General features: G+C 70.8%; 26 protein-coding genes, 1 tRNA gene and 1 pseudogene. 10 read left to right on the top strand and 18 right to left on the bottom strand.

Annotated features, from left to right (window positions below):
* Positions 1 to 75 precede the first annotated feature (75 nt).
* Both Sspor_RS28895 and Sspor_RS28890 read right to left on the bottom strand, forming a co-directional pair.
* Entirely contained in the window at positions 76 to 603 is a 528-nt protein-coding gene (locus Sspor_RS28895) for a DinB family protein (protein WP_202203927.1), read from the bottom strand.
* A 262-nt stretch (positions 604 to 865) separates the two neighbouring features.
* Entirely contained in the window at positions 866 to 1483 is a 618-nt protein-coding gene (locus Sspor_RS28890; protein ID WP_373318842.1) for a TMEM165/GDT1 family protein, read from the bottom strand.
* A gap of 495 nt (positions 1484 to 1978) precedes the next feature.
* Between Sspor_RS28890 and Sspor_RS28885 the strand changes: the two genes are divergently transcribed.
* From Sspor_RS28885 to Sspor_RS28870, 4 genes are all read left to right on the top strand, one after another.
* On the top strand, positions 1979 to 2623 hold the full coding sequence (locus Sspor_RS28885; protein WP_202203926.1) for an HNH endonuclease family protein: 645 nt from the start codon (positions 1979 to 1981) through the stop codon (positions 2621 to 2623).
* Positions 2624 to 2717: 94 nt separating this feature from the next.
* A complete protein-coding gene (locus Sspor_RS28880; RefSeq protein ID WP_202201715.1) occupies positions 2718 to 4376 on the top strand; it encodes an alkaline phosphatase D family protein in 1659 nt (552 codons plus the stop codon).
* Between the two features lie 244 nt (positions 4377 to 4620).
* Entirely contained in the window at positions 4621 to 5247 is a 627-nt protein-coding gene (locus Sspor_RS28875; protein ID WP_202201714.1) for a DedA family protein, read from the top strand.
* Positions 5248 to 5421: 174 nt separating this feature from the next.
* Positions 5422 to 5931 (top strand): hypothetical protein, encoded by a 510-nt coding sequence (locus tag Sspor_RS28870; RefSeq protein WP_202201713.1) that lies wholly within the window; start codon positions 5422 to 5424, stop codon positions 5929 to 5931.
* A 30-nt stretch (positions 5932 to 5961) separates the two neighbouring features.
* Here the strand turns inward: Sspor_RS28870 and Sspor_RS28865 are convergent, their stop codons facing one another.
* Together Sspor_RS28865 and Sspor_RS28860 are read right to left on the bottom strand one after the other, a co-directional pair.
* Positions 5962 to 6186: a DUF2277 domain-containing protein gene (locus Sspor_RS28865; protein WP_030389450.1), complete on the bottom strand. Its 225-nt coding sequence runs from the start codon at positions 6184 to 6186 to the stop codon at positions 5962 to 5964.
* A 15-nt stretch (positions 6187 to 6201) separates the two neighbouring features.
* Positions 6202 to 6846 carry a TRADD-N-associated membrane domain-containing protein gene (locus Sspor_RS28860; RefSeq protein ID WP_237404071.1) on the bottom strand — a complete coding sequence of 215 codons (645 nt, stop codon included), beginning with the start codon at positions 6844 to 6846 and terminating at the stop codon, positions 6202 to 6204.
* 120 nt (positions 6847 to 6966) lie between these two features.
* Between Sspor_RS28860 and Sspor_RS41615 the strand changes: the two genes are divergently transcribed.
* Positions 6967 to 7041: a 50S ribosomal protein bL37 gene (locus tag Sspor_RS41615; protein ID WP_100661309.1), complete on the top strand. Its 75-nt coding sequence runs from the start codon at positions 6967 to 6969 to the stop codon at positions 7039 to 7041.
* A gap of 73 nt (positions 7042 to 7114) precedes the next feature.
* Here Sspor_RS41615 and Sspor_RS28855 read toward each other — a convergent pair whose 3' ends face one another.
* The 4 genes from Sspor_RS28855 to Sspor_RS28840 form a co-directional block, all read right to left on the bottom strand.
* Positions 7115 to 7732 (bottom strand): DUF4352 domain-containing protein, encoded by a 618-nt coding sequence (locus Sspor_RS28855; RefSeq protein ID WP_202201712.1) that lies wholly within the window; start codon positions 7730 to 7732, stop codon positions 7115 to 7117.
* 113 nt (positions 7733 to 7845) lie between these two features.
* Positions 7846 to 8325, bottom strand: coding sequence for an HIT family protein (locus tag Sspor_RS28850; protein ID WP_202203924.1), 480 nt, complete (start codon positions 8323 to 8325; stop codon positions 7846 to 7848).
* A gap of 81 nt (positions 8326 to 8406) precedes the next feature.
* A complete protein-coding gene (locus Sspor_RS28845) occupies positions 8407 to 8673 on the bottom strand; it encodes a hypothetical protein (RefSeq protein WP_202201711.1) in 267 nt (88 codons plus the stop codon).
* Between the two features lie 495 nt (positions 8674 to 9168).
* Complete coding sequence (locus tag Sspor_RS28840; protein ID WP_237404070.1) at positions 9169 to 10371, bottom strand: NaeI family type II restriction endonuclease; 1203 nt, start codon at positions 10369 to 10371, stop codon at positions 9169 to 9171.
* Positions 10372 to 10543: 172 nt separating this feature from the next.
* Between Sspor_RS28840 and Sspor_RS28835 the strand changes: the two are divergent.
* Positions 10544 to 10756, top strand: a pseudogene (locus Sspor_RS28835) (site-specific integrase); the annotation flags it as partial.
* A 68-nt stretch (positions 10757 to 10824) separates the two neighbouring features.
* Here Sspor_RS28835 and Sspor_RS28830 read toward each other — a convergent pair.
* Positions 10825 to 10899, bottom strand: a tRNA-Val gene (locus Sspor_RS28830).
* 105 nt (positions 10900 to 11004) lie between these two features.
* Here Sspor_RS28830 and Sspor_RS28825 point away from each other — a divergent pair.
* The 3 genes from Sspor_RS28825 to Sspor_RS28815 all read left to right on the top strand — a co-directional run bounded on the left by Sspor_RS28825 (position 11005) and on the right by Sspor_RS28815 (position 13294).
* Positions 11005 to 12249, top strand: coding sequence for a hypothetical protein (locus Sspor_RS28825; protein ID WP_237404069.1), 1245 nt, complete (start codon positions 11005 to 11007; stop codon positions 12247 to 12249).
* Between the two features lie 85 nt (positions 12250 to 12334).
* On the top strand, positions 12335 to 13048 hold the full coding sequence (locus Sspor_RS28820) for a DUF4383 domain-containing protein (protein ID WP_237404068.1): 714 nt from the start codon (positions 12335 to 12337) through the stop codon (positions 13046 to 13048).
* A 33-nt stretch (positions 13049 to 13081) separates the two neighbouring features.
* Complete coding sequence (locus Sspor_RS28815; RefSeq protein ID WP_094744670.1) at positions 13082 to 13294, top strand: FmdB family zinc ribbon protein; 213 nt, start codon at positions 13082 to 13084, stop codon at positions 13292 to 13294.
* 22 nt (positions 13295 to 13316) lie between these two features.
* On the opposite strand, the gene Sspor_RS28810 is transcribed toward Sspor_RS28815, so the two are convergent.
* From Sspor_RS28810 to Sspor_RS28795, 4 genes are all read right to left on the bottom strand, one after another.
* Positions 13317 to 13976: an O-methyltransferase gene (locus Sspor_RS28810; protein ID WP_202201709.1), complete on the bottom strand. Its 660-nt coding sequence runs from the start codon at positions 13974 to 13976 to the stop codon at positions 13317 to 13319.
* The gene (locus tag Sspor_RS28805) at positions 13973 to 14803 is read right to left on the bottom strand and encodes an HAD family hydrolase (RefSeq protein WP_202201708.1); all 831 of its coding nucleotides are present in this window, start codon (positions 14801 to 14803) and stop codon (positions 13973 to 13975) included. The genes Sspor_RS28810 and Sspor_RS28805 overlap by 4 nt, the downstream gene beginning before the upstream one ends.
* Positions 14800 to 17274: a phosphoribosyltransferase gene (locus Sspor_RS28800; protein WP_202203921.1), complete on the bottom strand. Its 2475-nt coding sequence runs from the start codon at positions 17272 to 17274 to the stop codon at positions 14800 to 14802. Before Sspor_RS28800 ends, Sspor_RS28805 begins: the two co-directional genes overlap by 4 nt.
* A gap of 65 nt (positions 17275 to 17339) precedes the next feature.
* Positions 17340 to 18506 (bottom strand): HpcH/HpaI aldolase/citrate lyase family protein, encoded by a 1167-nt coding sequence (locus tag Sspor_RS28795; RefSeq protein WP_202201707.1) that lies wholly within the window; start codon positions 18504 to 18506, stop codon positions 17340 to 17342.
* A gap of 194 nt (positions 18507 to 18700) precedes the next feature.
* Here Sspor_RS28795 and Sspor_RS28790 point away from each other — a divergent pair, with 194 nt between their 5' ends.
* Positions 18701 to 19471, top strand: coding sequence for a TerD family protein (locus tag Sspor_RS28790; protein WP_202201706.1), 771 nt, complete (start codon positions 18701 to 18703; stop codon positions 19469 to 19471).
* A gap of 45 nt (positions 19472 to 19516) precedes the next feature.
* Here the strand turns inward: Sspor_RS28790 and Sspor_RS28785 are convergent, their stop codons facing one another.
* The 5 genes from Sspor_RS28785 to Sspor_RS28765 form a co-directional block, all read right to left on the bottom strand.
* A complete protein-coding gene (locus tag Sspor_RS28785) occupies positions 19517 to 20257 on the bottom strand; it encodes a TerD family protein (RefSeq protein ID WP_202201705.1) in 741 nt (246 codons plus the stop codon).
* A gap of 121 nt (positions 20258 to 20378) precedes the next feature.
* Positions 20379 to 21494 (bottom strand): DUF475 domain-containing protein, encoded by a 1116-nt coding sequence (locus Sspor_RS28780; RefSeq protein WP_202201704.1) that lies wholly within the window; start codon positions 21492 to 21494, stop codon positions 20379 to 20381.
* Between the two features lie 25 nt (positions 21495 to 21519).
* Entirely contained in the window at positions 21520 to 22095 is a 576-nt protein-coding gene (locus Sspor_RS28775) for a TerD family protein (RefSeq protein ID WP_030715379.1), read from the bottom strand.
* A 176-nt stretch (positions 22096 to 22271) separates the two neighbouring features.
* Positions 22272 to 22847 carry a TerD family protein gene (locus Sspor_RS28770; protein ID WP_030715382.1) on the bottom strand — a complete coding sequence of 192 codons (576 nt, stop codon included), beginning with the start codon at positions 22845 to 22847 and terminating at the stop codon, positions 22272 to 22274.
* 166 nt (positions 22848 to 23013) lie between these two features.
* Positions 23014 to 23472: a peroxiredoxin gene (locus Sspor_RS28765; RefSeq protein WP_202201703.1), complete on the bottom strand. Its 459-nt coding sequence runs from the start codon at positions 23470 to 23472 to the stop codon at positions 23014 to 23016.
* Positions 23473 to 23537 lie beyond the last annotated feature (65 nt).

Raw genomic sequence — 23537 nt, 5'->3', positions numbered from 1 at the left:
GTCCCGGACCCGCCCGCCCGACTCCCGCACACCGGAGCCACCGCCCCGCCGCCCCGCCCCGCGCGGAGCCGCCGGCTACTGCCCCACTCGGCCGTCGATGCATTCCCGCAGGAAGTCCGCGTGGCCGTTGTGGCGGGCGTATTCCTCGATCATGTGGACCAGGACCTCGCGGAGTTCCATCGGCTCGTCGCCGTGTCCGCTGTCACCCGCGACGTCCAGGTCGGGGGCTTCCGCGACCAGTTGTTCCGCGAAGGCGACCTCGGCGCGCCAGGTGGCCCACGCGTCCGCGACGACCTGGGGGTCGGGCACTGCGCCGGTGAACTCTCCCGCGGGATCCTCCTCCGAGCGGTAGTGCCGGCGTATCCGCTGGCCCGCCATGACCTGTCGGAACCAGTACTGCTCGACGCCCGCGAGGTGGCGTACGAGGCCCAGCAGGGACAGGTTGGAGGGTTCCACCGAGCGCCGTGCCAGGGCTTCCGCGTCGAGGCCCGCGCACTTGAGCTCCAGCGTCAGGCGCTGGTCGCGGAGGTAGCCGGCGAGTACGGCACGCTCGCCCTGGAAACCGCCGTCGGTCCGGGTGTCCTCGTCGGGGTGGACGAACATGTTGGACCAGCCGAACTGCCGGTCCTCGGCGGACACGGCCGACGACGCGGCCTCGCCCGCAGCCGCACCCGCAGACACGCGCACCGGCACCGGCCCCGGCATGGGCACCGGCTCGGTGAAAGGGCTGATGGAGGGGCGGACGGATGGGCGGACGAAGGGGCCGGTGGAGGCAGCGATGTCGGTCACGCGCATGAGCCTGACCTGTACGTTCGCCTCCCGCAAGGAAATATCCGCCGCCTCCGCGGCCCGCGCCTCCGGCGCGTCAGCCCGCGATCGCCTCGTACAGCGAGAACGCGGCCAGTGCGGCCATCACGGCCGCCGCGATCTTGGTTATCAGCCGCAGCGGCACGTACTTCATCAGGGTGCGACCACCCAGGATGCCGATGCCCGCGACGGCCCACAGCGCGAGCACGGCGCCGATGCCGACGGAGACGGGGTCGTCGTACCGGGCGGCGAGGTTGGCGGTCATGATCTGGGTCAGGTCACCGAACTCCGCCACCAGGATGAGCATGAAGCCCGCCCCGGAGACCTTCCAGAAAGACTGGTCGGCGGGCGGCTTGACCTCCTCGTCGCCGTCGTCCTTCTTCAGGAGCAGCATGGCCGCTCCCAGGAGGAAGAGGATGCCGACTACGGCCTGGACGAGCCGGTGCGGGAGCAGCGTGAGGACGCTGCCTGCGGCGATGGCGAGTGCGACGTGTACGGCAAAGGCGGCGGCGACGCCTGCGAAGACGTAGGAGGCGCGGTAGCGCGTGCCGAGCATCAGGCCGGCGAGGGCCGTCTTGTCGGGGAGTTCGGCAAGGAAGACGACGCCGAAGGCGATCGCCGTGATGCTGAAGCTGAACACGGGGGTGAAACCTCGATCGGTCGGGCAGGACGCCATCGGGACCGAGAGACCTGGGCTGTGTCAGGGATCGCTTCGGCTCGGCGGCGCCCTGGCTTGCGCGTGCGCGTGCGAAACGCGCCTGCGCGGAACAGGACACTGCGGCCGAAGGTCTCGCTGGCCGACCGCTGTCAGCGGCCTGCCTCCGGGCGCCGGCTGGGGTGACCCAGCAGTATGTCGACGGTCCGGCGAAGAGCTACTCCCCTTCTGCTCCGATCAGAGTACGCGACGCCCCCGGTGGGCCGGAATGGGTCTTTGGTCCCGCCTCGGGTCGCCCCGCGTCGCCTCCGGCGGCGCCTTCATGCCCTCCCGCGGTCGCGGAATGTCAACTTCCGATTAAATCCGGGACGTTGAGCGACTTGATGTGACGTGCTCATGTCGCCAGGCTGTCACCTGGCGCCCATCCCCGCGATACCCGGCGCCGCCACGATGGCCACGCCCCGCCGGGGCTGCACGGCCACACCCCCCGCACCCAGGGAGCCCCTCATGGCACTCATACCCAGCATCTACGCGCGTCGAATTGGCGTGCTCGCGTCAGCAGCTGCACTCGCCGCACTGACCTCCCTGCTCAACGCTCCCGCCGCCCAGGCCGCCCCGCCCACCCCCATCAGCGCCTCGGCCGCCCGCGCCTACCTGGCGACGGTCACCCCGAAGACCGAGGGGTCCACCAGCGGCTACAGCCGCGACCTCTTCCCGCACTGGAGCACCGTCTCCGGCAGCTGCAACACCCGCGAGACCGTCCTCAAGCGGGACGGCGTCAATGTCGTCCAGGACTCCGCCTGCGCCGCGGTGAGCGGCAGCTGGTACTCCGAGTACGACGGCGCCACCTGGACCGCCGCCTCCGACCTCGACATCGACCACGTCGTTCCGCTCGCCGAGGCCTGGCGTTCCGGTGCCAACTCCTGGACCACGAGCAAGCGCCAGCAGTTCGCCAACGACCTCACCCGCCCGCAGCTCATCGCGGTCACCGACAACGTCAACCAGGCCAAGGGGGACCTCGACCCCGGCAAGTGGCTGCCCTCGCGGACGGCCTACCGTTGCACGTACGCACGGATGTGGGTCAACGTGAAGCAGTACTACGCCCTGAGCATGGACTCCGGCGAGAAGACGGCCCTGGTCAACATCCTGAACGGCTGCTGACCAAGCCGGCCGATCTTTCCCCCGTCAGGGGGAGGCGTGGCTCCCCCCACCCGTCGTACCGTGATCGAAGGGGCTACGGAGGAGGGGGAGTTGCATGGCCGGACTGCGTCTGGGGCCGCTGCTGCGCCACGTCGACTGGGACACGGGCCGGTCGGCCACGATATGGGTCGAGGCGGACCGCCCGTGCACGGCCGAGGTGCGGTGCGCGGACGGGGCGGGCGGCAGTGCGCGCACCTTCCAGATAGCCGGTCACCACTACGCGCTCGTGCCGGTGACCGGCCTGACCCCTGGTGCGACCACGGCGTATGAGGTGCTGCTCGACGGCCGGCCGGTGTGGCCGCTGCCGGAGAGCGGTTTCCCGCCGAGCACGATCAGCGCTCCGGCCGTGGCGGGCCCCGGCCGGTCCGCTCCCGGGCTGCGCGTGACCTTCGGTTCCTGCCGGCAGGCCGCGCCGCCCGCCGGCCGGCGCGGGCCCCATGGCGCGGACGCGCTCGACACGCTCGCGGCGCGGCTGGCCGCGGACCCGGATGCGGTGCGCCCCGACCTCCTGCTGCTGCTTGGCGACCAGGTGTACGCGGACGCGCTGTCGCGGGAGACCCGGCAGTGGCTCGCGGCCCGGCGGGACCTTCGGGAGCCGCCGGGTGCCCAGGTCGCGGACTACGAGGAGTACACCCGGCTCTACTACGAGTCCTGGCTCGACCCTGAGATCCGCTGGCTGCTGTCGACCGTCCCCAGCCTGCACATATTCGACGACCACGACGTCATCGACGACTGGAACACGAGCGCGGCGTGGCTGGCGGAGATGCGGGCGACGCCGTGGTGGCGGGAGCGTGTCCTCAGCGGGCTGATGTCGTACTGGGTGTACCAGCACCTGGGCAACCTCTCCCCCGCCGAGCTGGCGGCCGACGCGGTCTACGAGGCGGTACGGCAGACCCCGGACGGTACGGACGTGCTGCAGGCCTTCGCGTCCGCGGCGGATGCCGATCCGGGCACGGTGCGCTGGAGCTACCGGCGCGACTTCGGCCGGACCCGGCTGCTGATGGTGGACACCCGGGCCGCGCGGGTGCTGGCCGAGGACGGGCGGGCGATGCTCGATCCGGCGGAGCAGCAGTGGCTGCGGGAGAACGCCCTGGCCGGGCACGGTGGTTACGACCACCTGCTGATCGGGTCCTCGCTGCCCTGGCTGATGCCGCCGCTGATCCACGATGCCGAGACCTGGAACGCCGCGCTGTGCCGCGGGGAGCGGGGGCCGCGCTGGGCGCGGATCGGGGAGAACTTGCGCCGGCGCAGCGATCTGGAGCACTGGGCGGCGTTCCCGGCCTCGTTCGCGGCGCTGACGGATCTGATCGAGGAGGTCGGGACGGGGCCGCGGGCGCCGGCGACGGTGTGCGTGCTGTCCGGGGACGTGCATCACGCGTATGTGGCGGAGCCTCGAATACCGAGTACCGCGCGGGTGTTCCAGCTGACGTGCTCGCCGGTTCACAATTCCATCCATACCGCGGTGAAGTGGGGTTTCCGGCTGGGCTGGTCCCGGACGGGGCGGTGGCTGGGGCGCGGCTTCTCCCTGCACGGGCGGACGGGGCGGCCCCCGCTGAACTGGCGGCGTACGGGTGGGCCCTGGTTCGGGAACCAGCTGATGACGCTGGCCCTGTCGGGGCGGACGGCTCGGCTGCGGCTGGACCAGGCGCGCAAGAAGCGCGCGGGGGCCGTGCTGGTGACGGTGCTGGACCGGGATCTCACGGCGGCGGAGTAGCGGGAGCGCCGGCCCCGGCGGTACGGGGGGCTGGACTCGGCGTCCCGGCGGTGCGGGGGGCCCGGGCGGACGTCTCCGCCGGACGTCCCTGCCGGGCGGGCCGGGCGCGCCGGGCGGGCGCCCCGGGGATCCAGGGTGTGAACGCCGGGCGTACGCTGTCTGGCTGTCAAGCCGCTCCTGCCGCTCCCCGCGACGTCGCGGCGCATCGTGCCGCCGCACGTCAACCGGACTGGGGAGTCCCGTTTTGTTTGAGACGCTGGGATCGCTGACCGCGAGCCCATGGATCTACGCCCTCGTGGCGGTGTCCATCGTGCTCGACGTCTTCCTCCCGGTGCTCCCGAGCGGGGTGCTTGTGATCACTGCGGCGGCGGCCGCGGCGGCCGCCGGCGCGGCGGGCCCGGTGCCGGTGCCGGTACCCGAGCAGGTGCCGGACATCCTGCTCCTGCTCGTGATCGCCACGACCGCCTCGGTGCTGGGCGACATGGCCGCGTTCAGGCTGGCCCGGCGCGGCGGTGCCCGGCTGGACCGGGCGATCGCCCGCTCCCGCCGGCTGACCCGGGCCCATGAGCGCCTCGGCACGGCTCTGGCGCGCGGCGGCGGCGCCCTGGTGGTCATCGCCCGCTTCGCCCCGGCCGGACGCTCGGTGGTGTCCCTGGGCGCGGGCAAGACCCAGCGCAAGGTGGCGGAGTTCCTGCCCTGGTCCGTCCTGGCGGGCATGGCCTGGGCCGGTTACAGCGTGGCTCTCGGCTACTTCGGTACGCAGTGGCTGGGCACCCAGTGGCTGGGCACCGCGCTGTCGGTGGTCGCCCTCTTCGCCGCGGGCGCACTGGCGGCGTTCCTCGTCCGCCGCCCGCCGCCGGCCGCGGCGTAGGCGGCTCCGCTTTCCCCGGCGCTCCCCCGGGTGGAGCAGTGGCTCACCCGTTCACCCGGCCCCGATCGCCGCTCCCGGGCTGGGCTCCTAGCGTCCACAGCACGGTGCGCAACCGAATGCGCCTCACATCCGTGGCCCGGCCGCGCCGTTTCGACGAGCCGAGGAGTCCTCTCCATGCCCGCCAAACCGCCCGCCGCACCGCGCGCGGCAGCACGCCGCCTGGTGACCGTCGCGGCCGCGACCCTCATCGCCGCTGCCGCCGCTCCCGCCACCCTCGCGTACGCCTTCCCCTCCGCCACCGTCTCCCCCACCGCCGTCGCCCCGGGCGGCCGGGTCGCGCTCAATGTCACGGGCTGCGGGACGCAGGTCGCCAGAGTCACCTCGACCGCCTTCGGCGAGGCCCGGCTGACCCCGGGCAACCAGACCGCCGCCAGCCTGATCGGCAGCGCCACCGTCTTCAACAACGCCAGCTCGGGTGCGCACCGTGTCGTCTTCGAGTGCGGTGGCCCCGGCGGCGAGCGCGTCACCTTGTCCCTGCAGGTCAGCTTGGGTGCGGCGCGGGGTGGTACGGGTGGCAGCATCGGTTCGATGAGCCCCGGGCAGATCGCCGTCGGCGGCGCCCTCACCGCGGGCGCGCTGGGCGCCGGAGTGTGGGTGATGCGCCGCCGCGCGGCGGCCTCGTAGGCCTGGTCGGCCTGGTCGGCGTGGTCCGGGTCAGGCCGGGGCGGCCTGGCCCCGTACGTGTACCCCGTCGAGCAGGGCCGCGGTGGCCTCGGCGACGGCGTCCACCGCCGCTTCGAACACCTCGCGGTTGTGCGCGGCGGGCGCCCGGAACCCGGACACCTTCCGTACGTACTGGAGGGCGGCGGCGCGGATCTCCTCCTCGGTCGCCTTCTCGGGGATCGCGGGCGGGCGCAGGGTCTTAATGGAGCGGCACATACCCCTACTATCCCGCTACCGGGGCAGCTCGGCCCCGGAAAGTTTCATGATCAAACCGGCTTGGAGGCGGGCCCTCAACCCCGCGTCCTCGACCGTGTCGAGCAGTTCGATGGCCTGCTGGGTCGTCTCGGCGGCCCGCCGGTCGTCGCGCAGCGAGGCGGTCTGGTCGGCCATGTGCCGGAGCGCGATGTCGGCCCGCCGGTGGAAGAGCTGCCCGATCAGGGTGGTGACCAGCCCCGCCGCGCTCGTGACGATCCCCAGGTACAGCTCCCCGTCGGCCTCGGCCTTCCAGACGGCCAGTGCGACCCCGACCAGCAGGATCGCCGCCCCGACGCCGGCGAACCGCTGGCTGGTCACAAAGCTGCTCCGTGCCTGGGTCAGTCCGTAGGCGTAGTACTCGACGAGGATCGGGGTGAAGTCGTCCCGCCGGTCGCCGAGCCGCGCCGCGGGGTGCGGGATCCCGCCGACGTCCTGGAACTTCCCCCCGCCGGGCACGACGGACGGCCCGTCGGCGTCGCCCGGCTCGGCGAGGTGCGCGAGCAGCCGCGCCCGCTCCTCGTCCCGCTTCCGCTCGAACCCCACCCCCAGGGACCGCTCCATCAGCGCCAGCGCCACGGCGACCACGCCGACGACCAACCCACCCCACGCGAGCTCGCCCATCCCCCGACGATCCCACGCCGGCCACCACCGGCCAAGGGAGCGTCCGCCTCCAAATGCGAAGGAACCGCACCGAACCTAGACTGACCGAGGCATGGAGAGTCGCCGACAAGGGAGACCAGCATGGCTAAGCGAGGCAACAAGCGCCGGGCCCGCAAGAAGAAGAAGGCCAACCACGGCAAGCGCCCCAACGCCTGACCCGAAAGACCCCCGACCTCACGGCCGGGGGTCTTCGCTGTTGGGACGGAAGCACGCCGGGCACGCGCCCGGGTCAACGCCGCCTGGTCAGATCAACGGTGGTGCCCCCGCTGAAGAGCGAATCGTGCAGCTCGATGCGGACGGGGTCGGCGTTCTTCGGAACGTCGAAGACGACGATGCCGTCGACGGCGTTGCCCGGGTTGATCTGCTGGAGGAAGGAATCGCTTCCGTCGAGATGGATGGCCGCGGCGGTGTCCGCGCTGTACTTGCTGCCGTTGCGGTCGATGAGCTTCTGGTCGGCGCCGTCGAAGGTGCGCGCCCGGTCCCCGATGTTCTTCACGGTCATGTGCACGAGGTAGAACTGCCCTTGCGCATCCTGACCGTACGCACCCCCGATATGGCCCACGCCGGGCTGGAGCCGGGTGACGGTGAACTCGAACTTCCCGTCCCGGGCCGGCTCCCCCACCCCGGGCAGACGCCCGGAGTCCGTGACGGCCTTGGCCTTGGCCTTGGTCGCAGGCGGCGGCGCGGTCGAATCCTGACCGCCGAGTGACCCCAGGACCCCCAGGATCACGAGCCCGGTGGTGACGGCCAGCAGCACCGTCAACAGCCGATGCCGGGCGAACCACCCGCGCCGATCCTGCGGACGCTCGGGGGCAGGCCCCCACTGCGGTGGCGGCTGAGGGCTCATGGCGACCTCCGGGCTAGGCCTCGCGGATCCCGATTGTCCCGCCCCACGCGCTCTCCGGCATTCCGAGGACGGAAGGAGCGGCAGGCCCCCGCCGCCCCGTCAGGGCCCGCCCGTCACGCGTCCGAGCGCAGCTCGTCCAGCTCATCCCCGATCGCCTCGCGCAGCCGGTCGTGCTGCGGCCCGAGCGCGTACTGTGCGTCGCTCCATCTGGCGCGGGGATAGAGCCACACCGGCAGGCGCACCAGGTCGGACGGCTCCCACTCGAACCGCGGCCACACGTGCGCGTGCAGGAAGCCGTCGGTGTTGCCCAGGATCTCCAAGTTGACCCGTCGGAAGGCTCCGTCGAACCGGCGGCAGGCCCTCTCGACGGCTTCTCCCAGGTGGTCCATGTCGGACAGGAACGCGAGCCGCCTGTCCCTGGGCAGGTCCGACAGCCTCTCGACGGTCGGATCGTCGGCCAAGAGCACCGAGTAGCCCGGCAGGAACTGCACATCGCCGATCGCAGCGAACCCGGCGCCCAAGCGCCTCAGCACCGTGGGGTTTTCACCCCGCAGCGCGGTTCCGATCCGGTCCTTGCGCCAGTCGCCCGTCATCATGTCCACAACGTACCCAGCTGTGGATCCGGATGCCGAAGGACCCCCCGTCACGATGCGGCGGGGGGCCGTTCACCGGTGTCAGGGCTTGTTCAGGTCCTTCCGCACATGGCTGTAGAGGCTTTGCGCGGCCGGGTTGACGACATGCTCACCGAGCTTTTTCCCCGCCTCGAAGGCGTGCTGCTGAGCCGAGCCGTCGGTGGGGTGCTTCTTGGCGTGCTGGTAGGCGGCGGCCGCGTTCGCGGCTGCCAGGGTCGCCCGGCCCTGAGGTGTCTTCTGTGTCCAGGTGTAAGCGCTGTGTGCGATCTTCACGAGCGCGCCGGCAACGGCAAGTAGGGGAATCGGCATGGTCCCTCCCTTTCCTCGAGAAGGTCATGCCACATCGCCCCATGTCCCAACCCCCTAGGGTATGGCCCGAATTGCCCCTAGGGGGACAGGAGGGCGCGGCTCCCGAGACCCCGTCGGACACGCGCGGACGTGACGGCACCCGCGCTCCGGCAGGCACGGGGCCGACCGCCCGGCGACGGCGGACAGGTACGCGAAAGGCCCCCGCCAAGATCGGCGGGGGGCCTTCGGCCTGGTGGGCGCGGACGGCTTCGAACCGCCGACATCTGCATTGCAAGCTCGCCCAGCCATGGAGGTGACCACAGACAACCTGCCTGACTCCCCCACCTCGTGGTCGGCCGCAAGCCACCAGCGTGCGCAGCCGTTGCCGTCAACGGTTGCCGTCAGAGATGCAGCTCCTGACACACGACTCTGGAGGTCCTGAGCGCCTCACTAGTTCCAGCAGGTCAGGCCAGATTTTCGGCTGCCATGCTGTCGAGACGTTTGGGTGCTGGGCAGCTACGAATTGATACCGAACTCGGGGCAGTGCGGCTTATCGATCTCTCGGTCATCAGGAAGGTCGGGCGCTGGATGCATCGGCTCATCCCCACGAGCACGCGCCCAGGATTCGCCGTCCAGTGAGAACTTCGGTCGCGCATCGTCAGATGAGACAGGAACGAGGCGCGTGGAGATCCACTCACCCTTGATCGGCACCGGCAATCCGAGTGCACGAGCGACGCCGGGGTGTGATCCTTGGTGACCCAGTACAACGATGCCCTCCGGGCGCAGATGCTTACGTGCGTCGCGGGCTCGCTTCGGCGAGTCATCCTGCTGCCCGACGGTCAACACAGTCTGTCGGCCAACGATCCGATCCCGCACCTCGCGGAATAGCTGGTTTAGCCGCTGCTGGCCCGACGAGGCTCTACGCGGTAGCGATGCAGTGAGAATCCGCTCGCGCGCTTGGGCATCCAGGTGGCGCAGCAGGTTCGTCGGCAGATCTGTCTGGAGCCCACCCCAGAGCCAGTACACCTCAGACTTGGCGCCTTCGGAGAGTTTGCGTTTGTTGTCTCGGTTGTATGCACGGACGCGGTCGCCGTTTGCATCCCGTTCCTTCTTCCAGCGCAGGCGCGCATCGGTGATCCGCACTATGCCCGCGGCCCACTCGCTCGTGTCGTCGTTCATCCAGGTCACGACTGCAGCATGGTTGGCACGCCCCTCCCGCTCGCCGTGGTCAGCACACAGATACATCTCCATCGGGATCTCCCAGCCGCCGAGATCCTTGGAAAACTTGCAGTCGATGTCAGAGTCGGCGATAGACCAGTCGAGGTCTGCGCCGTTGTCGATGGCGAACTCCTTGGTGAGGTTCACCTCGACGGCCGTGCCGAGGTACGTCTTCTCGGTCTTCGTCAGGTGCTGGTATGCCCAGCGCCCTGTCCGCTGGCCATCGAGCAACTCATCAAGGGAGTCACGGAGAGCCCAACGGAAGCGCTCTCGCGCCTCCGGCTGCTCATCGAACCACTCCACGAACAGGGCAAGGTCGTCGGGGACGTGCTGCTTAAGACCGGACTGGATCCGCCACGGCATCTTGCTCATGCGCTCGCGTGGGGGATCCCAGGTGCGGAAAACGTTGCGGCGCGAGTGTGCCGCCGCCAACGCTCGCGACTCCTGCTTGCCATCCTGAGCAGCATCCTGCGGGAACGGCAGATCCTCTTGTATCGTCACGCGTCGAAGTCTGTCAGCAGGCATTCAGCCGTGTTCGACCAGCCCAACCGCGGCAACACCGCCGTCAATTGGCGTGAGGCGCAGCCTCAAACGGCTGCTGAACTCTCCACGTGTTCTGGGGGCCGATCGGGCGGCTCGCGACCGGCGACAGTCCGGGCTGCGCGAGCTCCTTATGTTCATCACGCGCACCGGCCGGCCGCGGATCCGGCTGCACGACGTGAGGCGCCGATGCGCCACCCTGCTGTTCGCGGCCGGGGTGGAGATCTTGGGGCACTCGCAGATCGCCGTGACCATGAACGTCTACGCCCACGTCGTGCAGGACACGCAGCGCGAGGCCATCGGGCACATGGACCGGCTGCTGAGGCAGCGGCCCGGCCGTCCCTGACCGTTCCCGTTGATGTCAGACGTGGATGCAAAAAGCCCCCGACCATTGCTGGTCGGGGGCCTTTGTGCTGGTGGGCGCGGACGGTTTCGAACCGCCGACATCTGCTTTGTAAGAGCAGCGCTCTACCCCTGAGCTACGCACCCGTGGATGAGTGGACAGCCTACATGGCGTGCGCACCCCCCACGCAAACCCGTTCCCGTGGGAGAGAATGGACCGGGGCATGGCGGACGCGGTACGGGAGAGGCATTGTGACGACGGCATCCCGGCGGTGGTTCGGCGGGCGGGACGAGAGTCGGCGGGCGGATGCGCAGGCGGCGAAGGATGCCGCCGCGGCGGCGTTCTACGAGCTGGACACGGCGCAGCGGGATCTGCGGATCTCGATCGAGACGATCGCCGCAGCGGACGGGTCGCCCGCCGCGCGGCAGGCGACCGAGGGGTTCGCCGCGCTGGGGCGGCGGATCGACGAGGTCAGTCACGCCTACATCGAGGCGGTCGACGCGCACGACCTGGACCGGGCGGAGTTGGAGGCCTCGGTCGCCACGCGCGCGCGGGAGCAGCTGACCCGGGCGCGGGAGGAGCTGGTACGGGTCCAGGGGGAGCTGGAGCGGTTCGCGACGGGGCTGCAGCCGCTGCTGGACAAGGCCGAGACGCAGCTGGCCCGGGTGGCGCCGGCCCGGGAGCGGGCGAGGGCCGCGCTGCTCGGGGCGAGTGACGCGCTGGACGCCGTACGGGCCAAGGGGATACGGGCCGATGACCTCGCGGCGCGGCTGGCGGCGCTCGGCCCGGAGCTGACGAAGCTGAACCAGGGTGCGGCCCAGCACGGCGTGCAGGAGACGGTGCAGCGCGCCGACCGGATCCTGCGTGACGCGGAGGCCGTACGGGCCGAGGCGGCCCGGCTGCCCGAGCGGGCGGCGGAGATCGACCGGCGGCTGGTGAGTCTGCGGACGCGCGCGCAGGCGTTGCGCAACCGGGCGGACCGGGTGGATCCGGTGCTCAGTGAGCTGCGGCGGCGCTTCAGTGCGGCCTGTTGGCAGGATCTGCAGCACGTGCCGGACGAGGCGGTACGGGACGTGGCGCGGGCCGAGGAGCAGCTGCGGGAGGCGGGCCGGGCCCGGGACGAGCAGCGCTGGGCCGAGGTGGGGGCGCTGATCGAGGCGGTCCGCGGCTCGCTGGACGCGACGGACGAGGCGGTGTCGGCGGCGCAGGACCGGCTGACGCGGCTGGAGGCGGTGGCGCGGGATCCGCAGGCGGAGGTGGACCGGACGCGTTTCGCGATCCGGGACGCGCAGCGGCTGGCGATGGCGGGGCGCAGTGTGCCGGATCCGCAGCACGCGCGGCCGCTGGACGACGCGGTGGCGCGGGTGGCCCGGGCGCTTTCGGCGCTGGAGGGGCGGCATCCGGACTACTGGGCGTTCCTGCTGGAGATGGCGGACGTACGGGCTTCGGTGAACCGGGTGGTGAGCGGGATCCGGGCCGAGCGCGGGCACGGCTGACCGGGGCGTCGCCGGCACCCGGTTGTTTCCGGGCGTCCGGCGGCGGATGCTGGGAGGTGCCGGGAACGGACCAGAGGAGGGCACCATGGCTGCCCACACCCGCAACAAGTCGCCCGTGACCCATGAGCCCTATGTGGCTCATGCGGCGTACGGGTGCACGGAACCGCATGAGCACTACGCGCCCTACGTCGCGCACGAGCCCGATCCCGACGCGCCCGCTCCTCCGCGCCTCGCCGACACGGTCTCCCGGCGCGTGGAGCGCGCGCTGCATCCCGTCAACGCGCAGCTCGACGATCATCTGCCGACCGACCACAAGCTCGGCCAGGTGTACCGGGTCGGGGCGGGGCTGACGGGCGTGCTGCTGGTCGTCTTCGGGATCCTGGGTCTGGTGAACCGGATCGGGTTCTTCGACACCGGCGGGGACACGGTGCTGGCCCTGAACACGAACGGGGCGCTGAGCGTCCTGTCGATCTGTTTCGGCGCGCTGCTGATCTGCGGGATGGTGGTGGGCGGCACCTTCGCCTCGACCCTGAACATCGTGCTGGGTGTGCTCTTCATCGCGAGCGGGTTCGTGAATCTCGCGCTGCTGGACACGGAGCTGAACTTCCTGGCCTTCAGGATCCAGAACGTGTTGTTCAGTTTCGTCGTCGGCGTGATGCTGATGTGGTTCGGGATGTACGGGCGGGTGGGCAGTGCCCTGCCGCACGACAATCCGTACTGGCGGGCCCGCCACCCCGAGCAGGCGGCGCGGGAGGACCGGGCGCGCCGGGCCGGGCCGGGCCGGACGAGAGTCGCGTAGCGCGCGGTGCCCGGGCCCGCTTAGCCTGTGCGCATGCCTCGATACGATTACCGCTGCCGGACCTGCGACGACACCTTTGAGGTCAGCCGGCCCATGGCCGAGTCCTCCGCGCCCGCCGACTGCCCGGCGGGGCACTCCGACACCGTGAAGCTGCTGTCCGCCGTCGCGGTGGGCGGGACGAGCAGTGCCCCCGCGCCGGCGATGGGCGGCGGGGGCGGCTGCTGCGGTGGTGGCGGCTGCGGCTGATGTCGGGGCGGCCGCCCCGAAGCTAGCGCTTGCGCGAGAGGGTCAGGCCGTCCGAGATCGCGAGCAGGACGGATTCCATGCGCGGGTCCGCCGCCACGTGGTCGTTGAAGGCGCGGACGCCGGCCGCCGCGCCCGTGGCCGATTCGTCGAGGACCGTGCCGTGGTACAGCGTGTTGTCGGTGCCGATCAGGCCGCCCGGACGCAGCCGCGGCACGAGCTCCTCCCAGTAGGAGATCTGGCTCTGCTTGTCCGCGTCCACGTAGGCCATGTCGATGTGCGGTTCGGCCGGCATCGCGCGCAGGGTCTCCAGTGCCGGTGCGATGCGCAGCTCGATGCGGTCCGCGACGCCCGCCTCCTCCCAGGCCTGCCTGCCGTACCGCGTCCACTCCTCGGAGACGTCGCAGGCGATGAGGCGGCCGTCGGCGGGCAGCGCCTGGGCCATCGACAGGGCGGAGAAGCCGGTGAAGGTGCCGACCTCCACGATGTGGCGGGCGCCCGTCAGCCGTACCAGGAAGGCCAGCAGCGGCCCCTGCTCCTCCGCCGACTGCATTCCGGCCACGTCCGGGAACTTGGTGTAGGTCGTCGCCACGAGCCCCCGCTGGACCCGGTCCAGCGGGGGGTTGTGGTCGAGCATGTACCGGTAGAGCTCATCCGTGATTTTGGTGCTGTTGCCCTTGGTCATGCGTCCAGTCTGCCGAGTCGGGCCGCCTCCTGGGCGAATGCGCGCACGATCTCCTCGCCCGCGAGGACGCCCGCCGTGGCCAGCGCGGTCACCGTCGGGGCCGCCCAGGCCGCGTCGGCCAGTTCGCCGTGGCCCGGGCGCCAGGCGGCGTCCGCGGCCAGCAGCAGGTCCGCGTCCAGCAGCGAGTCGCCGGCCGCGAGGGTGGTGGTGGCTCCCGTACGGCGGGCGACCTCGTGCATCGCCGCGCTCTTGGTGAGCGGGCGCGGGACCGCGTAGATCTTCCGGCCCTGGAGGGAGACCGTCCAGCCGCGGTCCTCGGCCCACCGGGTCAGGGACTTGAGCCATTCGTCCGGGACCAGGTCCCGTTCGACGACGAGGTAGGCGAAGAGGTCCTCGGCGAGGCGCGCCTTGCGCAGCCACGCCGGGTCGGCCGTGGACAGCAGGTGCTGGTGCACCTCCTCCAGGGGGGCGCACTCCTCGGCCAGGCGCGCGGCGACCTGCCGCCGCCAGTCGCGGTCCGGGACCCCGTCGACGAGCAGCTGCCCGCCGTTGGCGCAGATCGCGTACGGGGCCGGGCGGCCGGGGAAGCGGATGCGCTGGTACTGCTTGCGGGTCCGGGTGGTGGTGGGGACGAAGACCACCGAGGGGTCGGCCGTCAGCTCCGCCAGCAGTCCCGCCGCCGTTTCCGTCATGTAGGACAGCGGCTTGCTCTCGTGGACCTCGACGCACAGCAGCCGCGGGGCCACCGGGTCGGGCATGGTCAGGCCGAGGGCGGCCGCCGAGTAGATGAGCGTACGGTCGAGATCACTGGCTACGAGGACAGTCACTTCGAGGCCACAGCCTTTCCGTCGGCGCCGGTGGCGCCGCGCGTGAATCGGGGGTGGATGAGTCCTACGCACGTGTAGGGCAGCCCGTCGACCTCTTCCACCGGGACGCCGCGCTGCTCGGCGAGCAGCCGTACGTGGTCCAGGTCGGCCCCGGCACCGCGCTGCGCCAGGATCTTCCACGGCACCCGGCGCAGCAGGACGCGGGTGGTCTCGCCGACGCCGGGCTTGACGAGGTTCACGTCGTGGATGCCGTACTCCTCGCTGATCCGCTCGACGGCCGCCCAGCCCTCCCAGGTGGGGGTCCGGTCGGCCGCGAGGAGCTCCTTGACCTCCTCGTCGACGGCGTCGGCCACCTCGTCGAAGTGGGCGGCGACGGTGTCGACGAACGCGACGGAGACATCGGCCCCGGCGAGCTCGCGGTAGAACTTCGCGCCGTGGAAGTCGGCGGGACCGACGAGGTCGGACCTCAGAACCGTACGCGAGATGAGACCGGAGACGGTGGAATTGAGGCAGGCGGACGGGATCAGGAAGTCCTCGCGGGTGCCGTACGTGTCCACGCACGAGCCGGGGTCGGCGAGGACCACGATCTCCGGGTTGAAGCCCTCGAACTCGGCGAGGGCCTCGCGCAGCTCGCGGGTGATGGCGCCCTTGCCGGTCCAGCCGTCGACGAAGACGACGTCGGCCGGGTCGTGGTGGGCGGCCAGCCAGCGCAGGGCGTTGGCGTCGATACCGCGGCCGCGCACGATGGAGACGGCGTAGTGCGGCAGGTCCAGGCCGTGGCGGGCGCGGGCCCAGCGGCGCATCAGTACGCCTACGGGGGTGCCCGCGCGGGCCAGGGAGACCAGGACCGGGGACGGGGACCGCTCGGCGAGGACGGTCTCGGTGACCGTGCCGACGGCCCGGGCCACGCGGGCGGCGGAGGCGGCCAGCGCGCTGCCGTACAGCTCCTGGTACTGGGGGGAGGGCTGGTACTCGACGGGCAGGGATTCGGCGTAGTGCGCGCCGCCCGCCTGTATCGCCTCCTCGCGCTCCTCCGTCGGCGCCTCCAGCTCGACGCCGGAGAAGTCCTGGAGCAGCCAGCCGACGTCCTCGGGGGCGTACGAGGAGAAGGCGGGGCCGCGCAGGGGCTCGCGCAGGGTCGGCTCGGTGGGCTCGGTCATGGTCGGCTTCGGCTCCCGCCGGTCGGGTGTGTAGGACGGGACGACGGCCAGTACGACGTGGCCGGTGTGCGGGGCGAGGGCCGCCAGCAGTCCCGTGTGCAGCTCGGGGGTGTCCCCGGCCGAGTCCACGACGGCGACGACGGCGTCGAAACCGGCGCCGTCCGTGCTGTGGACGTTGTAGGCGTAGCGGTCGCCGGGGCCGTCGGCCGGGGCGTCGTGGGCCGGGAAGACCAGCCGGGTGCGGATGGCGTAGCCGGGGTCGTCGACGGCGAGCACGGGCGAGCGCGTGGTGGTGGAGAAGCGGACCTCGCGGGCCGCCCCCGCTTCCTCCAGGGCCTTGGCGAGCCGCAGCGGCGCGTACATCAGCTCCTCGTTGCCGAGTACGAGGACCCGCCCGGGCGTCGCGCCGAGCGCGGCGGTGAGCTGGGCGGTCATCGCGGGCAGGGCCGCTTCCAGCGCCGTGCGGTGGGCGGGGGTGAAGCCGTGGCGGCCGCCGTCGGGGACCCCGGAGGGCCAGTTCAGGTCGACGCGCGTGACCGGCCGCGGGCCGTCTGCCGGGGCTCCGCCCGGCCCGGCTGCGGGGACGTCCTCGGCCAGAGCCTCGTGTTCCTCGACCAGGGCCCGGCCCTTGGTGAGGACGTCGTCTGGGAGGGAGACCGTGCCCGAGGCGAGGGCGATGAGGTCCACGCGCGCGCCCAGCTCGGCGGCGAAGGCGGTGAGCCGGTCGCGGTCGGCCGGGGAGCGCATGTCGACGAGGGCGACGACCACGTAGTGCGAGCGGGGATGGCGGGCGTGCAGGTCGCGGATGGTGTTCAGGACCGTGTTGCCGGTGGAGAACTCGTCGTCGACGAGGACGAGCGGGCCGCTGCCCGCGAGCAGCTCCGGGTCCTCGGGCAGCAGCAGGTGCGAGGTGGCGTGCGAGTGCGCCTCCTCGAAGCCGCCGGCCGCCCGCACGCCGGGTACGGGCCGTCGGGTGGAGTGCAGGTAGGGGGCCGGGCCCAGGCCGTCGGCCACGCAGTGGCCGAGCCCGGTGGCGGTCTCGGCGTAGCCGAGGACCACGGCAGCGGCGGCCCCGTCCTCGCCGAGCAGGGCCCGGACGCGTTCGCCGAGCCCGTACCCGGCGGCGTACACGGTCCGCGGGGACTGCGGGACGTGCTTGCCCAGCACCTGCGAAACCAGCAGGTGCGCCCGCTTGGGGTTGCGGCGCAGAGCCAGTCCGAGCAGCTCCGTCAGCCGCAGACCGCCTTCGGAGTCCTCCAGGCTGACGCCCAGCCGCTCCGCGACCCAGGTACCCGACCACACTGCTTCGATCGTCTTGCCTTTCCTCGTCGTCGGCGCGGCCGTCGGCGGCCGCGCGTCCCTTTCCGGGGGCCTGCTCACACCTGGAGCCCGGCCGTGAGCAGGTCGACGAAGCCGACCTCCTCCTTCGCCACACCGAAGACCTCGGCGCGCAGCATGGTGCGCTCGGCCCAGGCCCGGTGGGGCTTCACCTCGTTCATCTTGTTCGTGTAGGCGCTGCGCATCACTCCGCCGCCGCCGCGCTCGGGCCGCAGGATGTCCTGCGCGTCGCAGAACTCCTCGTGCGAGACCACCGACAGCGCGTGCACGGGCGTGACGTGGGCGGGGTGGATGCAGGTCTTGCCGAGCAGCCCGTTGGCCCGGTCCAGCTCGATCTCGCGCAGCAGTCCGTCCAGGTCGTGCTCGATCAGGGCGGTGCGCAGTTCCTCCACGCCCTCCTCCAGGAAGGGGCTGCGGCGCAGCTGGGGCTTGAAGAGGCGCTGCTGGCTCCTGAAGTACTCCCAGACGGGCCCGGTCACCGTGAAGCCGGTGCCGTCGGCCCTGCTGAGGACGTTGACGACGTCCGCGATGACGCCCGCGACGATCTGGACGTCGTAGGCGGTCATGTCGGGCGTGCGCCGCAGGCCGTAGGCCGAGCAGAAGTCGGTCACGCCGAGCCGCAGCGCCAGGACGCGCTCGCGGTGGCTGTTGACCGTGCGGGAGATGCCGGCGAGGGCCTCGACGCGGGTTTCGAGGTGGAGGAGGTCCGGGGTCTCCAGGACGGGCATGGCGTACAGGCGGGGCAGTCCGACGGCCCTCTCCGCCTCGGCGACGGCTTCGAGGAAGGCGATCCCGCGGTTCTCGTCGAACTTGGGGAGTACGAATCCGGCCAACCGTCGAACGGAGCCGCCCAGCCGGCGCACGAGGTCGGGTATCTGCTCGGGCGTGCGGACGCGGATGAAGAGCAGCGGGAGCTCCGCGCCGTCGGCGTCGAGCTCCGAGAAGTGCCGGACGAGGTTCTCCTCGGCCCCGGCGACATCGCCGTCGCTGATGGAATCCTCCAGGCAGAGGACCATCGAGACGACTCCGCGGCGGGCCTGCTTGCGGATGTCGGCGGCGAGCGTGGGCCGGGTGGCCGGGCTGTAGAGCGTGGCTCCCAGTGCTGCCGCGAGGACGCGGGAGGGCGAGGCTCCGGTGAATTCCGCCGGTTCCTGGTGGAAGAGGTCCTTACGGACGGTGGGCGTTATGTGCCCAAAGTGACGCATGTGCTTCCCCCGTACTGCCTCGGCGGCCCAACTGGCATGGCCGGTAATAGTACGTACGAACGTGAGTCAAGAGTTCCTCAAGCACATGAAGTTCAGGTAACCCTCTTGCACCATGCCCAGGTCTCGCGTTCGAGACAAGGCCCTACGGGGGGCCGCATTGTCCCTGTCCACCCCGGGAGGGCAGGATGACGTGCATGACGCACGCGATGCAGAAGGGCTCGAACATCCCGGTGGCCGCCGTGGCGGTCCGGGCGGTGCTGCGCTGGACCGGCGGCCCCGACGTGCCGGACGTGGACGCCTCGGCGCTGCTCGTCGGCCCGGACGGCCGGGTGCGTTCGGACGAGGACTTCGTCTTCTACAACCAGCCCCGGCACCCCTCGGGGGCCGTCTGGAGGCTGGGCAAGAAGCAGATCGGTGACGCGATCACCGACGCCGTCCAGGCGGACCTGCGCACGGTGACGCCCACGGTGGACCGGATCCTGGTGGTCGCCTCCGCCGAGGACGTCCCGTTCCGCCGGGTCGGCGACCTGCGGATCCTCCTCTACGACGCCACCGCGACCGGCGGCTCCGAACCGCTGGCCTACTTCGACGTACGGCCCGAGACCGGCGCCGAGACGGCGCTGATCTGCGGGGAGCTGTACCGGCGGGGCGAGGGGTGGAAGTTCCGGGCGCTCGGCGAGGGCTACTCCGACGGACTGGTGGGGCTGGCGACCGACCACGGGATCTCGGTCGACGAGAACGCCGCCGAGCCTGAGGCGGGCGCCGCGGCGGGCGCTGCCGCCGGCCCGGGAACCGGGCCCGCCTCCGAGCAGACGGCGATGATGGCCCCGCCCACGCAGGCCCCGCCGCCCGTCCAGCCCGCGTACGGGTACCCGCAGCCGGTGTCCCCGGCCCCGGTGCCGGGTCCGGGCGGCGACCCGTCCTTCCGGCTGCCGGTGCAGGGCCCGCAGTTCATCCGCCGCTGACGCCGCCGGCGTGGACGGCGTTGCCGTCGCGGCCGGGGGCTCCGGTCAGCTCTTGGTGCTCTTGTAGCCCCGCCCCCACTGGAGCCCCCAGCCGTACAGCCGGTCCAGCTCGGCCTGGAACCCGTAGACGAACTTCACCTCGCGCCGCACGACGAGCTCGCCCTTGACCTTCTCCAGGGAGACGACCGCGCAGGAGCGGGCCTGCGGGTGCCGCTCGTCCAGCGGGATCTCGATCCGCGGCCCCGTGACCGGGTAGAGGGTCACCATCGCGTGCGTCCGGTCGAAGGCCGGGGTCTGGTCGTAGATGTAGACGAAGACCAGCAGCCGCTTGATCTCGTCGGCGTGGTCGAGGTTGACGTAGAGGGTCTCCCCCGACGCCGAGCCGAACCGGTCGTCCCCGCTGAGCTTGACGTACGGCGGGTCGTTGAGGTCGCCCAGCAGGTTCCCCAGCGGCTGCACCGCGCCCCGGGTGCCGTCCGTCAGCTCGTACAGGCAGCCCATGTCGAGGTCGACGTTGACCATGCCCTGGGTGTGGGCCTGCACCATGTCCGGCTTGAAGAGCTTGAACGGGTGCCGGAAGAGCTGCCCGCTCTGTCCGGAGCGGCCGCCGATGTCCGAGGTCCGCATGCGCCAGGACAGATTGACGCGCAGATTGCCGTGGACGGCCCCCTGTTTGGTGAGCGACACCGTCGAATGTCGCCTGGTCAGCTCGATCGCGTTCGACGAGGCACTGCCCGACTGGAACTGCACGGCCCGGCTGCCCATGATGCCGTCGAAGAAGCCCATCCCCTACCCCCCTGGTCCCCTGATCCCCTGTACGCCTGAGCCTACGGAAGCGGGGCGGCCCGCCGGGTCCGTGGACCCGGTGGACCGCCCCGCAATGGAGCGTTCCGCATTACCGCCGCGGTCATGCCTCGGCGGTGGAACCCTCCAGTTCCAGGCGCTTGTTGCGGCGCACGGAGGACCAGAAGGACCATCCGATGAGCAGCACGCCGACGAGACCGGTGATGATCTCGTTGATCTCGTACTGGATGGTGACGAGCAGGATGATGGCGAGCGCGCCGATGGCGTAGTGCGCGCCGTGCTCCAGGTAGACGTAGTCGTCGAGGGTGCCCTGGCGGACCAGGTAGACCGTCAGCGAACGGACGTACATGGCACCGATGCCGAGGCCGAGCGCCATCAGCACGATGTCGTTGGTGATGGCGAAGGCGCCGATGACGCCGTCGAAGGAGAAGGAGGCGTCGAGGACTTCGAGGTAGAGGAACATGAAGAAGGCCGCCTTGCCGGCCATGGCGACGGCCGTGACGGGCTTGCCGCTCTTCTTGGCCTCCTCCTCGGCCTCGTGCTCGGCCTCCTCCTCTTCCTCCAGCTTGTTCTCGAAGTAGCCGGAGAGGCCGCCGACGATCATGTAGGTGATCAGGCCGAGGACGCCGGAGACCAGGATGGTCTGCGCCTTGTCCACGTGGACGCCACCGTGCTGGTGGGCGTGGGCACCGACGGTCATCGAGGCGACGACCAGGACGATCAGCGCGATGCAGGCGGACAGCATGTCGACCTTGCCGAGCTTGGCGAGCGGGCGCTCCAGCCAGGCGAGCCACTTGACGTCACGGTCCTCGAAGATGAAGTCGAGGAAGATCATCAGGAGGAACATGCCACCGAAGGCGGCGATGGACGGGTGGGCGTCCGTCACCAGCTGCTCGTACATCTCCTTGTCGGAGAGGGCCAGGTCGACGGCCTCGATGGGCCCGATCTTGGCGCTGATCGCGACGATCACGACGGGGAAGACCAGCCGCATGCCGAAGACCGCGATGAGTACGCCGACGGTGAGGAAGATCTTCTGCCAGAAGGCATTCATCTTCTTCAGGATCCCGGCGTTGACCACCGCATTGTCGAAGGACAGCGAGATCTCCAGGACCGACAGGATCGCCACGATACCGAAGGCCTGCCACCCCCCGTAGAACACCGCTGCGACCAGACCGAGCGCAGTGATTGCGAACGACCAGCCGAAGGTTTTCAGAACCACTGGCACCCCATCGTCTTGTACGGCTTTACGAAACGTTGACCCCGAAGTCTAGAGCGATGCCTCGGAGGCCCGACGCGTACCCCTGCCCCACCGCCCGGAACTTCCATTCGCCCCCGTACCGGTAGACCTCGCCGAAGATCATCGCGGTCTCGCTGGACGCATCCTCGGACAGGTCGTAGCGGGCCAGTTCCTGACCGTCGGCCTGGTTCACCACACGGATGAAGGCATTGCTGACCTGGCCGAAGCTCTGCCTGCGGGAGTCCGCGTCGTGGATCGAGACCGGGAAGACGATCTTGTCCACGGCCGCCGGCACCTTGGTGAGGTCGATGATGATCGACTCGTCGTCGCCTTCACCCTCGCCGGTGAGGTTGTCCCCTGTGTGTTCGACGGAGCCGTCGGGGCTCTTCAGGTTGTTGTAGAAGACGAAGTACTCGTCCCCCAGCACCCGGCCGCTGTTGCACAGTAGCGCGCTGGCGTCGAGGTCGAAGTCGGCTCCCGTGGTCGAGCGCGCGTCCCATCCGAGACCGATCAGAACCCTGGTGAGGTTCGGTGCGGCCTTGGAGAGGGAGACATTGCCCCCCTTGGCGAGTGTGACGCCCATGTTGTGGTCCTCCCCGGACGACGGTGTGGCGGTATGGCGGTATGGCGGTGCGATGCAGTGCGGTGCAGTGCGGTGCGGTGCCGTGGTGCACCGTATGCGTGTACGGCGATGCGGTGAAGCGCGTCCGGCGCCGTACACACAGTGCACGGCGCCGGACGGACGGACTGCTCTCGGGATCAGACGTTGACGCCGAAGTCCTGCGCGATGCCGCGCAGGCCCGATGCGTAACCCTGGCCGATGGCACGGAACTTCCACTCCGCACCGTTGCGGTACAGCTCGCCGAAGACCATGGCGGTCTCGGTCGAGGCGTCCTCGGAGAGGTCGTAGCGCGCGAGCTCGCTGTTGTCGGCCTGGTTCACCACGCGGATGTACGCGTTGCGGACCTGGCCGAAGCTCTGCTGGCGGCTCTCGGCCTCGTAGATCGAGACGGGGAAGACGATCTTGGCAACGTCGGCGGGGACGCCGGCCAGGTTGACCTTGATCGCCTCGTCGTCGCCCTCGCCCTCACCGGTGGTGTTGTCGCCGGTGTGCTCCACCGAGCCGTCGGGGCTCTTCAGGTTGTTGAAGAAGACGAAGTTCGCGTCGCTGGTGACCTTGCCCTGGTCGCTGGTCAGGATCGCGCTGGCGTCGAGGTCGAAGTCGACACCGGTGGTGGTGCGAGCATCCCAGCCCAGACCGACGATGACCGCCGTCAGGTTAGGCGCGGCCTTGGTCAGCGAGACGTTGCCGCCCTTGCTGAGGCTGACTCCCACGGGTCCTCCATTGGGTTCTGTGTGTGGGGCGGTGCCCCGTCGTGCAGGGGGCCCTCCCGGCCGTGACCGGGGGAGCTACCGGATCAACGTTTCGATCCTAGTGACGGGTTCCCGCCTGTAAGCGGTTTTCGCAGGGAAAATGCGTGTACGGGCCGCTCGGGCGCGCTCAGAGAGCGTCGAGTGCCTTGATGTACTCGTTCAGGTCACGCGCGTCGGGCAGTCCGTTGACGACAGTCCAGCGCACGACGCCGTCCTTGTCGATGATGAAGGTGCCGCGGACCGCGCATCCCTTGTCCTCGTCGAAGACGCCGTAGGCGCGCGAGGTCTCCCCGTGCGGCCAGAAGTCCGACAGCAGCGGGTACTCCAGACCCTCCTGCTCCCCGAAGACCCGCAGGGTGGGCACGGAGTCGTTGGAGACGGCGAGGAGCTGCACGTCGTCGTTCTGGAAGCGCGGGAGCTGGTCGCGCAGCTCGCACAGCTCACCGGTGCAGACGCCGGTGAAGGCGAACGGGTAGAAGAGCAGCACCACTGCCTTCTCGCCCCGGAAGTCGGAGAGCCGCACGGTGGCGCCGTGGTTGTCCTTGAGCTCGAAGTCCGGGGCCTTGTCGCCGACCTCGATCGCCATCTCTCGCATCCCTTCGTTCCCGCATCCCCGCGTTGGGCTGTTCGGGTGAGTCACAGACTAGGCCC

The organism is Streptomyces spororaveus, assembly GCF_016755875.1.
Lineage (GTDB): Bacteria > Actinomycetota > Actinomycetes > Streptomycetales > Streptomycetaceae > Streptomyces > Streptomyces spororaveus.
The sequence above is the reverse complement of the archived record's forward strand: the minus strand, read 5'-3'. Positions and strand labels throughout refer to the sequence as shown.